Here is an 11,691-nt window from a genome sequence, read left to right as displayed (position 1 = left end):
GCTGAACCCACGGCAAACCTCCAGTTTGCAACATGGATTCAGATTCGCGCCGTTTTGGAAAGCCGCAAAGAGTCCGAAATCGCGCTCGTTAGTATGAGCTTCTGCTTATCCAAGCTGCTTACCGTCGGTCATCGAGGGGACGTTCAACGCGTCAAGGAAAATAATGGGTAAGCACAGCATCATCCCACCCCGCAAAAGGACCAATCCGACGGGCAGGCCGCCATCCACGGTGGATTTTCGATCTCTGTCACCATCGGGATGACCAACTCTTTGCGCGGCCCAGACGCTAAGGCTGTCATCGCTGCGGCGCTTTGAGATCTCAGCCACCACCCGATGGCCATGCCGCCGTCGCTGGCGGCACAGAGAACATGAGCCAGGCTCCGCCTCGGTGGCTTGTGGACACCGCGGTCTTCCGGAAATACCGAGCATGCCGATGGGATCCCAATCAGAACTCCGACCAATTCTCCCTTTGGACGGCTACGCCCGCTCCGCCGAAGGCCGAAGCGACCCGGCGACCAAGATTGCGCGCGGGCGAGCTCATGGGTAATGACGCCGCCGAAGCCTCCCTGACACCTGAGTTGTAGCCAGGAGTTTCGATTTCCTTTGAAGACCCCAGTTTGAATTTCGCCACCATGCACTGAAGATTTGCCGCTTCGTTGGCAAGAGAGGAACTGGCAGCCGTTGTTTCTTCCACCATCGCTGCGTTCTGCTGCGTCACCTGATCCATATCATTAACAGCGCTGTTCACCTCGGAGAGGCCAACCGACTGTCCCCGCGACGATTTGGCAATTGCCTCCATTTGCTGGTTGATAATTGCGACGTAGGCTTCGATGTCCTTCAGCACATCCGGCTTCATGACAATACTGATCGGCTTTTCAAGTCCGTTGGTCCCGCTCTGGCTGGCATCCTGAATCTGAGCTAGTGCCGCCTCGGCGTCTTTCTCGGTCCCCACCAGATCGATAGCGCTTGCGGAGAGTTGCATATGCGAGAATGCAAGTTCCGCATTCAGAATGCCGTTGAGGATCGCTTGTTCCCGCGCGGCGACCTCAGTCGCGGTCGCGATTTCGGCGTTGCTGATCTGCTGATCGATGATCATCCCCACAATCAAAAGCAGACCAATGCCTGAGGAGACGGCGAGTTTTGCGCCCACCTTGGCATGTGATATCGAAAACATTTTTTACCCCTGGGTGGATACGGTGCTCGAGATAATCCTGTAGTCGCGGCACTCGGTGCCATGGATGTTGCGGTTTGCATGGCCATTCGAAGGCCACGCGTGGCGGCTATCCGAAAGACAAACTGCTAGGTTTCAACCAGCTTGAAAATTGACGAAACGATGGGGAGGCCAGCCAAGCGACTGCGCCAATCCCTGAACATTCATCACTCATCTCGGCAAGCTCGCGTGCCAAGTGATACGCAAGGCAAAGTTTACTCTCTGGTCGTTGCAGCGGTCATCTTTAAGTGCCGATCGAATCATTCCATCGAGCGCAAGCATTGCTCGCATGTAAACGCATATGCGATCTCTCTCGCTCAAGGCTGACAGAGCGATCTCCACGTCACGCATTCATTTACCGACCGAAGGGGTTAACAAAGTTTTCTGATGCCGGAGGATTGCGATCTTTCCTGCGCTAATCGGACAACGGCTCGGTTTATGGATATGCTTGTCGGCCGCAAACGATGACTATCATTGCCTTCTGCTGCTGCAGCGCCACAGTATCGGTCGCTTGCCCTATATCAAAGATGAAAAGCCTGAGAAAAAGAAGCGCAAGAGCTATCCGAGCCGTTGCCCGGCAAGCCATGAATTATTTTCAGGGCGACTTTGCCAAAGCTTAAACCGAATAGGGTTCGTCTGCAGCTGCATAAAGTTGCCAGGTAACTGGAAAACACTCACGCGCCAACGGCCTCATAGTGTAGAACGCGGTCACAATGGCTGAGTTTTCATCCTGATGTGAGCTGACCGTGACCCGGCGGAAAACCACCGCAACTGGAAATGAGTGGGGCCGCAACACTTATTTCACCTATAGTCGCACAATGGCCGTCCACCATCGCGGGGGCTGCTGATGGACGGCCACTGCTTTGCGTCGGCTTGGTAGGGCCATCATGGCCTGCCCTAGCACAATTGCCTTTTGTGCCAAAATGCCAGCAGCGAGCAATGGTTCCGCAACCTTCCTCCCCAACAACCTCTGCCACGACCGCAATTTTATGCGCTTTTCGTATTCTACTTCGCAGATTGGATATAATGGAACGCTGCAGCTCTAAGCTCGACTTTGCACATTATGCGGCGAAGCAAAGGGTCACACTCACCGGCGGTCGCGGGCGTCTACATCATCAACGCCGCCGGAAACGGTTTTCCGAAGTCGGGAGGATCCCCGGCGGGTTGTTGGATGGCGACAGAGAAATTGACGACGTTATCATGGTTTGGCGGTTGATTGGATGAGGGGCAAGGCTCCTTGATGAAAGCTGGTTGAAAGCTTCGCCTGTTAGCGTGCGGAGCCCGGAGGAACCACAGGGCAACGGCAAACTTATCAGGGAGAAATAGTGGAGTGCACCCCCAGGGTGAGACAAGGAAAATCGCGGACAGTTTCCCCGTAAGGAAAGGGAACTGGGCATGGCCGCAAGGCAAAGAATTATCGATGAAGAGCGAAAGCTGGATATCGAAAATTTGGCTATCCTGAAGAACCACATCATTGATGAGACAAACGGAATCGTCTGATCATGAAGGAGCTGGAGCGTTTGGCTGCAGCCTCCTTTGCCTATGGCTGGCAGAGGCAAACATTACTGCGACATATTTCCGAATGCCGAGATTGGGCCCTTTCCAACGGTAGCGCGACAAAGAAATTCGCAAGTGAGAGATAGTGAAACAATTCATCGCCATTTGCGCTATCGGGTCATCGATTGCCTTTACGGCTCATGGGGCGGAGCAGCCGGCGCTCTCGGCCCATGTGGTCAAGATGCTGGTGTCGGACGGGCTTTCGTTCAAGGACCTCAATCGCAACGGCAAGCTCGATCCTTACGAGGACTGGCGCCTGCCAGCTGCCAAGCGCGCCGCCGATCTCGTCAGGCAGATGACACTCGAGGAAAAGGCCGGCCTGATGATGCATGGCACCGCGCCATCCATCGGTGCTGGCGCCGGCATGGGCGTCGGCTCCGAGTATGATCTCGACCGAGCCCAGGACATGATCGACCGGCGCAAGGTCGTTACCTTCATCACCCGGCTTGGTGGCGATCCCGCCGTTCTGGCCGGAGAGAACAACAAGCTGCGGGAGATCGCCGAGGCCGGCCGTCTCGGCATTCCGGCGACGATCAGCACCGACCCGCGCAATCACTTCCAGTTCGTGCTCGGCGCCAGCGTGGCGTCCGGCGCCTTCTCCAAGTGGCCGGAAACGCTGGGGTTTGCGGCCATTGGCGATGCTGCGCTCGTGCGGCGGTTTGGCGACATCGCCCGCCAGGAATATCGCGCGGTCGGCATTCAGGAGGCACTGTTTCCCCAGATCGACCTTGCGAGCGAACCCCGCTGGCCGCACATCAACGGCACCTTCGGTGAGGATGCGCAGATTGCCAAGACCATGGCCGAAGCCTATGTCGCCGGTTTCCATAATGGCGAGGACGGTATCAATCGGGACAGCGTCGTGGCGGTCGCCAAGCACTGGGTCGGCTACGGCGCGGCCAAGGACGGTTACGACAGCCACAATGCCTATGGCCGGCATGCGACTTTCCCCGGCAGTAATTTCGCCAAGCATCTGGTCCCCTTCGAAGGAGCCTTCAAGGCCAAAGTGGGCGGCATCATGCCGACCTATTCGCTCCTTGATGGCGTCACCATCGACGGCAAGCCGCTGGAGCCGGTAGGCGCGGGATACAGCAAGCAGCTTTTGACCGACCTCCTGCGCGGACATTACGGCTTCGATGGCGTCGTCCTCAGTGACTGGCTGATCAGCAATGACTGCAAGGACGCCTGCCTGGACGGCGAGAAGCCGGGCGTGAAACCGACCCTGAACGAGGAAACCTTCGGCATGCCGTGGGGCGTCGAGGATCTGAGCCGCGTCGATCGCTTCGCCAAGGCAGTCAATGCCGGCGTCGACCAGTTCGGCGGCGTACCTCCTCGGATCTTCTGGTGGGAGCGGTGAAGGAGAAGAAGATCAGCGAGGAGCGCCTCGATCAATCCGCAACCCGGATCCTGATCCAGAAGTTCGAACAGGGCCTGTTCGAGAACCCTTATGTCGATCCGCAAAAGGCCCGCACGATCGTCGGCAATCCGACATTCTCAGCCGAGGCAACCGCCGCGCAGGCCCGCGCCATGGTGCTGCTCGACAACAAGGCCAAGCTTCTGCCGGTGAAGAACGGCAAGAAGGTGTTCCTCTATGGCGTCGATCCGAAGGTGGCATCCGCGCGCGGCTTTACAGTCGTTATGACCGCCCGCGAGGCTGACTTTGCGCTGGTGCGCCTGAATGCACCCTATCAGCAGCTGCACATGAACTATTTCTTCGGCTCACGCCATCAAGAAGGCGACCTCGATTTCAAGGATGGCAACGCCGATTTCGAAGCCTTCAAAAATGTAGCTAAAGAGGCTCCGACCATCACCACCGTCTATCTGGCGCGCCCGGCGATCCTCACCGGCATCCGTGACCGGGCTGGCGCCATTCTCGGCAATTTCGGCGCCAGCGACGAGGCGTTGTTCGATGTGATCGAAGGAAAGCAGAAGGCGGAGGGCAAGCTGCCTTTCGAGCTTCCTTCCCTGATGGCCGAAGTGCTAGCGCAAAAATCGGACGTCCCACACGACACGCTTCATCCGCTATATCCGCTATATCCGCTAGGCTATGGCCAAACTTACTGACGAGGAAGAGGAATATAAAGGGGTGGCTGTTGATTATGGGATGGGCTGCCCTTCAGACGACATCGAGTATGATGTCTCGTCATTGAAGGAAGAGGAGCCGAACCATGACGATTTCAATATTGCTCATGAGAAGGGCGTTGGTGCACAGATCGTTTATGGGTGCTGAGATAAGCGACTTTGATCGAAACAGCCCAGCTTTCCCATCATGCCATTCAAACACAATGCCGGCCGCCGCCATCGTATCGGTAAGATGAAGTTCAAGGTGACAAACTGGCCGGAATACGAAGCCGGTCTTCGCCGGTGGGGCAGCCTGGCACTGTGGGTGACGGCAGAAGCGCTATCATGGTGGCAGGTGCCGAAGCGAAGAGCGCGAGGCGGGCAGCCGCGCTATTCCGATTTGGCGATAGAGACCGCCCGGACGCTCGGACTGGTGTTCGGTCTGCGGCTGCGCCAGACGGAGGGCTTGCTGACATCGGTTCTGACACTGATGGCTTTGGATCTCCCCGTGCCCGATTACACGACAATGAGCCGACGGGCACGGACATGGCGATCGGCCAATAGACCCAATGGTCGCAGCGTTCCGAGAACGGGACCTGTTCACGTCCTCATCGACAGCACAGGGCTTGAAGTCTGCGGTGCCGCCAGTGGCTGGAGGAGAAGCACGGTGCCAAAATCCCGCCGAGGCTGGCGCAAATTGCACCTGGCGCTGGACGCCGACAGCAGCGAAATCGTCGCTCACGCCATGACCGACCAGAATGCCGGCGATGCCTCACAGGTGGAACTTCTGCTCGATCAGATCGATAACCCGATTCATCAGTTCACGGCCGATGGCGCCTATGACGGCGACCCCACCTACGATGCCGTCAGTCGGCACAGCGCCGATGCTGCCGTCGTCATTCCACCTCGATCCAATGCGATCGACCGCCCGGATACAGGGATTGCCAGCCAGCGAGAGCGCCATATCGCGGCGATCAAGGCGAACGGCCGAATGTGTTGGCAAGCGACGACCGGCTACGGCACGCGTTCGCTCGTCGAGACCGCCATCGGCCGATACAAATTGATCGTCAGACCTCGACTGAGGGCACGCTCATTCGGCGCGCAACAGACCGAGGTCGCTGTCGGTTGCGCGGTTCTCAATCGCATGCCAGCATGCGCACGCCCGAAATCCGTCCGATGCAAGACAGCAGCGCCATAGATACAGCGTCAAAGATCGAATTCCGTTCCTCTGCGACCCATGCACCAACGCTGAAGACAGTAATATCGCCGCCGGTCGATATTGTCAGCGCGACAGGACCGGCTTCACTTCCTTGTGAAAGAAGCGAAAATAACAGGCCACCTGCGCCCTGGAATTGGAATTTGGATCGAAGACAATACCAAAGCGACCATTGTCACTCCAACGAACAATACCGTGAAGCGTCCCCAGGTCGTCGGTAATAATTTGCAAACGACCAAATTGCCGCCCTTTGATGATTGGGCCGCGCATACAATGCTTCCGCAAGTCGCCGGCGCAAAATCCAAATCGGAGTGAGCCTCAGGACTTGTTATGGTAACGGCTCGATGCCGAGGCACCGAGATCGTGTTTACCTAAGTGCGAGGTTTCGCGGAACAGGTTTTGCCATAGATCTTCTGGACGCGGTCGCCGGTTTTGCAAGGGACAAGGGAATTTTGCAGCTGGAACTCGCGGTCAGCGCCGAAAATCCCACTGCGTCGCTGACATGAGAATTTTAGCGTTCTGCTCTCATCACGCAGAGCTCAAGCGTTGGAGAAGGCCAAAAAATACGGATCAATGCCATGGCCGCCGAACCAATGACGCTCCTTCGCGTTCATATGCTGCACCACGGAGCGGAAAGTCATGGCCACGATATTCACTGAGCGGCGTTACGGATACATTGATTTTGCAAACGTTCTTGCTGCCATACTGTCGATTTCCTGGTGCCTTCAATATCGGGAGGCATATGCGCAGGACCGATTACCCACCACCATCCCCGTCACGGCTGTCAAAGCACAAATCGAAACTATCCATCGGGTCATCAATGGAATTGGCACCGTGGCACCGTTGCAGTCTGTCACAGTACGGCCGCGCGTCGATGGCGAGGTAGTGGATATTCCTTTTGCCGAGGGGCAAACGGTCGAAAAGGGTAGCGTGCTTCTGCGGCTCGACGATCGCGAGCTTCTCGCGAACCTGGCATCGGCCAAAGCCAAGAAGGCGCAGGATGAAGCGCAATTGCAAAGCGCCAAGGCGGATGCCGAGCGATATGCAACTCTGGCGGAAAAAGGTGTGGCCTCTGCGTCAGTTTTGGAGCAGAAGAACGCTTCAAACCAGCAATTTGCCGCTGCCGTGCAGTATGATGATGCTCTCATAAACAATGCCGAAACCCAGCTCAGCTTTGCGACCGTCATTGCACCCTTTACCGGCCGCACCGGCTTCAAACAGGTCGACATCGGCAGCGTCATCAGCGCGAGTTCGACGAACGGCATCGTCACGATCACGCAGATGGACCCGATCGGCGTTTCATTCGTTGCCCCAGGCGATCGGTTCGGAGGAATCCGTGAGGCGTTGAAGGATGGCATTGCCGAGGTCGAGCTCTCGACCACGGACGGCTCGCACAAGCTGACTGCTGGCAAGTTGACGATCATGGACAATGCTGTCGATGCATCGAATGGCTCTATCCATCTACGCGCCACGTTCGATAACAAGGACGGGATTCTATGGCCCGGTCTTCCGGTGGCGACGAGATTGACCGTCGAGATCCGCAAGGGCGTCGTGGTGCCGGACAAGGCGCTGGCCCGTGGGCGTGACGGTCTTTATGCCTATGTCGTCGGGGCAGATGGAAAGGTGATCAAGCGGAGCGTCAAGACAGCCTTCGTGACCGACGCAATGGCTTTGGTAAGCGAAGGCATAAGTGCGGGCGATCAGGTCGTCATGGACGGACAGTCGCGGATCGGTGACGGAGTCAAGGTCGAGGTTACGCCCTGGAGCGGATCGCCAACCGGTGAGCTTGCCGAAAAGGTTTCCCAATGAAGGCTACTCAAGGAGACGACCGCGGGCAGCCGGACAATTCGAATTTCTTTGACTTTTTCATCGATCATCCTGTTGCAACCGGGCTGATCATGATCGGCATATTCCTCGTTGGGACAATCTGCTATCCCCTAATGGCCGTATCGGCCCTCCCGCAAATCGACTTTCCGACAGTCCAAATCGCTGCGAGCCTGCCTGGTGCGTCCCCTGATACAATGGCGTCAAGTGTCGCACAGCCGATCGAGGAGGCTCTGTCGCGCGTCAGCGGCATCACTGAGATGACCTCGACGAGTTCGCTCGGAACAGCATCGATAACGGTTCAGTTCGCTCTGGATGAGGATATTCAGACGGCAGCAAGCGATGTGCAGACCGCGATCAGCGAGGCCTCCGGCCAGCTGCCCAAGGACATGCCGTCGCTCCCGACCGTGAGGAAAGTCAATCCGGCCGATGCCCCTATCATGCAACTCTCGGCAAGCTCGGACAGCCTGAACTTGCCTGAACTTGACGAATATATCGAACGTAACGTGGCAACCAAGATCGGTCAGGTGTCAGGTGTTGCCTACGTAAACATCGGCGGAAAGCAAAAGCCTGCAATCCGGATAGCAGTCGATCCTGGCCGATTGGCACAGGCGGATGTCACGCTGGAAGACGTACGCTCGGCGATTGGCAATCTCAGCCTCAGCGCCCCCAAGGGCAATATCGACGATCCGACGCGAACCTTTCCGATCTATACCAATGACCAGATCGCAAGTAGCTCGGAATGGAATGACACCGTCATCGCCTACCGCAACGGCGGACCAGTTCGCATCCGCGATATTGGTCAGGCGGTAGACGGCGCGGAAGATGCGAAGATGGCGCATTGGACGAATGGCAAACGCGGTATCGCGCTCGATGTCTTCCGTCAGCCTGGCGCCAATGTCATTGCCGTGGTCGATGCCGTCAAATCGCAATTGCCAGCATTGCAGGCATCCTTGCCGAGGTCGATCAAGCTGGAGCTGGTCACCGATCGTACGACGACAATCAGAGCTTCGGTCACTGATGTGCAGTTTACCCTGGTGCTGACTATCGGCCTTGTGGTTCTGGTAATCTTCCTGTTTCTGCGCAGCATTCGCGCGACCATCATCCCCGTGCTTACGCTGCCGATTGCGCTCGCCGGTGCGCTTGCTCCGATGTGGGCCCTCGGCTTCAGCCTCGACAATCTGTCGCTGATGGCTCTTGTCGTCGCGGTAGGGTTTGTCGTCGACGACGCGATCGTCATGCTGGAAAATATCAGCCGTCATATCGAGGAGGGAATGCCGGCCCTACAGGCTGCTCGCAGGGGTGCGGGCGAAATCGGCTTTACCATTATCTCTATCAGCCTTTCGCTGATTGCGGTTCTGATCCCTGTTCTGCTGATGGGGGGGATTGTCGGGCGGCTGTTTCGTGAGTTTGCCGTCACGCTGACGATCGCCATCGCAATCTCGGCATTCGTGTCGCTGACTCTCACCCCCATGCTGGCATCACGCTTTATTCGCGCGATACCCGTGGAGCAGCGCGGTCGTTTCTATCGTACCGGCGAAGCATTTTTCGACTGGCTTTTATCCCTCTACGCCCGAAGCCTCACGCCGGTCATCCGCCATCGCTACCTGACGCTTCTAATTTTCCTCGGCACGGTTGTCTTGACAGGCTATCTGTTTGCAACTGCGCCGAAAGGCTTCTTTCCGGAGCAGGACACCGGCTTTATCGCGGGTCTGTCGCAGGCGTCGCCTGATATATCCTTCAGCGAGATGGCAAAGCTTCAGGAGCGGGTCAGCACGATTATTCTTCGCGACCCCGCCGTCTATAGCGTCTTCATGGATATTGGTGGCGGCAATGGCGGCAACGCCCTCAATCAGGGACACGTCAACATCACGCTAAAACCCCTCTCCGAGCGCAACGCCACGGCACAGAATGTCATTCAGCGCCTCGGCGAGGCCTTGAACGCACAGCAAGGCATCAAGCTGTTCATGCAGTCCGCTCAGGACATCAACATCGGCGCGCGCCCGGCCAAGACACAGTATCAATATACGCTTCAGGATGGGAACATCGCTGAGCTTTCGGAATGGTCGGCGAAGATCACGACGAAGTTGCAGGCGCTACCCGAACTGCGCGATGTTGGCAGCGACCAGCAGGCCGAGGCCCCAAACCTCGCCATCCGGATCGATCGCGCTGCGGCAACTTTATACGGAGTGCTGCCATCCACCATCGATGAAACATTGTATGACGCCTTCGGCCAGCGCCAGGTCGCATCATATTCCACGCAGGCCGACACCTTCCATGTCATTCTGGAGGTACTGCCAAACCTGCAGCGAGACATTGCGACGCTGGATCGCTTGTCGGTCAGGGCGAGCAACGGAACGCTCGTCCCGCTTTCTGTCGTCGCCAAGTGGACAACGGATGGTGTCTCGCCAGTGTCGATCTCACACCAGGGCCAGTCGCCGGCCGTCACCATTTCCTTCAACCTTGCTTCATCCGTCGCGCTCGGCCAGGCAACGAGTACGATTGAAAACACCGTGAGCACGATGCACCCTCCCGCGTCGCTGCAGGCGAGTTTTTCCGGAAGCGCCAAGGCCTTCCAGGATTCGCTGGCAACCGTGCCGCTGCTTATCCTTGCCTCCCTTGTTGTCGTCTACATTATTCTTGGTGTCCTCTACGAGAGCCTGGTTCATCCGCTAACCATTCTCTCCACTTTGCCTTCCGCGGGCCTCGGCGCACTTCTTGCGCTGGAACTTGCGGGCTTCGATTTCGGGCTCGTTGCGATGATTGGCGTCATTCTGCTGATTGGCATCGTGAAGAAGAACGGCATCATGCTTGTCGACTTCGCTATCCAGGCGGAGAAGGAGGAGGGGCTGAGCGCTGAGGCTGCGATCGTCAAGGCAGCGCACATGCGCTTTCGTCCGATCCTGATGACTACAATGGCAGCCCTTTTGGGTGGTTTGCCCCTGGCGATCGGCCATGGCTCTGGCTCAGAGCTGCGCCAACCACTGGGTTACGCCATCGTCGGCGGCCTTTTGGTAAGTCAGCTACTCACCCTTTATACGACACCGGTCATCTATTTGCTGCTCGGCAAGCTAAGGCGGCCAGGAACGAGCGCACGGAAGACTGCCGCCGCCGCCAGCCGTTCCTAGCTGTGCAGGGGGGACAGTATGATGATTCACGCAAACAGCAATACTGTCACTTCACCGAAGGAGAGGGCTGATAACGAAGCGGTCGAAGGCGAATTGGACCAACGGGTGAACGAGCTCGCGCAAGCTACTGCGTATCTCGAACGGCTAAAGGCCGCCCTATCCAATGATCTCGATAAATAGTTCAATCACGGAATAACAGAAGAATTCGAATTGGGATGACAGTTCAATGAGCAGAAGGAGGCGCGACATCAGGAGAGTTACGTCTTTTAGCTCAACCAGATCATCGAGTGGCGCGGCAAACCGTTGGCCATACGAGTCACAACGGCCCGAATATGTCAGCGGCAAGTTGATGGAATGTGCTGAAAAGCAGGTATCGCCTGAGCCAAATCCAGCCGGGCAAGCCGCAGCAAAATGCTTGCGCCGAACGCTACAACCGTACAATCTGGCATGAGCGGCTCAACTGGGAAGTCATGCGAAAGCATAGAAGAGGTACGGGAATTCGCCACGCAATGGCTATGAGCCTACAACATGAACAGCCCAATATGGGTATCGGTGGCATCACACCTGCAGAGAAACTGGCTGTGTAAATTCGACCGAAGAGCTCTGGTCTGCCCCCTGAAAAGTGATCCTTCTTGAAGTATGGCTTATGAGCCGAAGAAGGACATTGAAATGGCAGCGAAAAGACACAAGGCGGAAGA

The 11,691-nt window shown here is 57.1% G+C and carries 8 protein-coding genes and 3 pseudogenes; 9 read left to right on the top strand and 2 right to left on the bottom strand.

Going from position 1 to position 11,691, the window contains the following annotated elements; genetic code table 11:
* Window positions 1-445: 445 nt before the first annotated feature.
* Window positions 446-1,174: a hypothetical protein gene (locus tag ACIQWP_RS31430; protein ID WP_402796313.1), complete on the bottom strand. Its 729-nt coding sequence runs from the start codon at window positions 1,172-1,174 to the stop codon at window positions 446-448.
* 1,158 nt (window positions 1,175-2,332) lie between these two features.
* Here ACIQWP_RS31430 and ACIQWP_RS31425 point away from each other — a divergent pair.
* The 5 genes and pseudogenes from ACIQWP_RS31425 to ACIQWP_RS31405 form a co-directional block, all read left to right on the top strand.
* Window positions 2,333-2,434 (top strand): annotated as a pseudogene (locus tag ACIQWP_RS31425) (GNAT family N-acetyltransferase); the annotation flags it as partial.
* A gap of 418 nt (window positions 2,435-2,852) precedes the next feature.
* Window positions 2,853-4,121 (top strand): glycoside hydrolase family 3 protein, encoded by a 1,269-nt coding sequence (locus ACIQWP_RS31420; protein WP_402796311.1) that lies wholly within the window; start codon window positions 2,853-2,855, stop codon window positions 4,119-4,121.
* Window positions 4,118-4,828 carry a glycoside hydrolase family 3 C-terminal domain-containing protein gene (locus ACIQWP_RS31415; protein ID WP_402796308.1) on the top strand — a complete coding sequence of 237 codons (711 nt, stop codon included), beginning with the start codon at window positions 4,118-4,120 and terminating at the stop codon, window positions 4,826-4,828. The genes ACIQWP_RS31420 and ACIQWP_RS31415 overlap by 4 nt, the downstream gene beginning before the upstream one ends.
* The gene (locus ACIQWP_RS31410; RefSeq protein ID WP_402796305.1) at window positions 4,812-4,994 is read left to right on the top strand and encodes a hypothetical protein; all 183 of its coding nucleotides are present in this window, start codon (window positions 4,812-4,814) and stop codon (window positions 4,992-4,994) included. Before ACIQWP_RS31415 ends, ACIQWP_RS31410 begins: the two co-directional genes overlap by 17 nt.
* A 39-nt stretch (window positions 4,995-5,033) precedes the next feature.
* A complete protein-coding gene (locus tag ACIQWP_RS31405; RefSeq protein WP_402796303.1) occupies window positions 5,034-6,023 on the top strand; it encodes an IS5 family transposase in 990 nt (329 codons plus the stop codon).
* A gap of 84 nt (window positions 6,024-6,107) precedes the next feature.
* Here ACIQWP_RS31405 and ACIQWP_RS31400 read toward each other — a convergent pair.
* Window positions 6,108-6,260: pseudogene (locus ACIQWP_RS31400) on the bottom strand (PilZ domain-containing protein); the annotation flags it as partial.
* 146 nt (window positions 6,261-6,406) lie between these two features.
* Between ACIQWP_RS31400 and ACIQWP_RS31395 the strand changes: the two are divergent.
* The 4 genes and pseudogenes from ACIQWP_RS31395 to ACIQWP_RS31380 form a co-directional block, all read left to right on the top strand.
* Window positions 6,407-6,535 (top strand): annotated as a pseudogene (locus ACIQWP_RS31395) (GNAT family N-acetyltransferase); the annotation flags it as partial.
* 145 nt (window positions 6,536-6,680) lie between these two features.
* Entirely contained in the window at window positions 6,681-7,850 is a 1,170-nt protein-coding gene (locus tag ACIQWP_RS31390) for an efflux RND transporter periplasmic adaptor subunit (RefSeq protein WP_402796300.1), read from the top strand.
* On the top strand, window positions 7,847-10,993 hold the full coding sequence (locus tag ACIQWP_RS31385; RefSeq protein ID WP_402796298.1) for an efflux RND transporter permease subunit: 3,147 nt from the start codon (window positions 7,847-7,849) through the stop codon (window positions 10,991-10,993). The genes ACIQWP_RS31390 and ACIQWP_RS31385 overlap by 4 nt, the downstream gene beginning before the upstream one ends.
* Before the next feature lie 356 nt (window positions 10,994-11,349).
* Window positions 11,350-11,580, top strand: coding sequence for an integrase core domain-containing protein (locus ACIQWP_RS31380; protein ID WP_402796295.1), 231 nt, complete (start codon window positions 11,350-11,352; stop codon window positions 11,578-11,580).
* The last annotated feature ends 111 nt before the right edge of the window (window positions 11,581-11,691 follow it).

Source organism: Rhizobium sp. NPDC090279 (genome assembly GCF_044769665.1).
Lineage (GTDB): Bacteria > Pseudomonadota > Alphaproteobacteria > Rhizobiales > Rhizobiaceae > Rhizobium.
The sequence above is the reverse complement of the archived record's forward strand: the minus strand, read 5'-3'. Positions and strand labels throughout refer to the sequence as shown.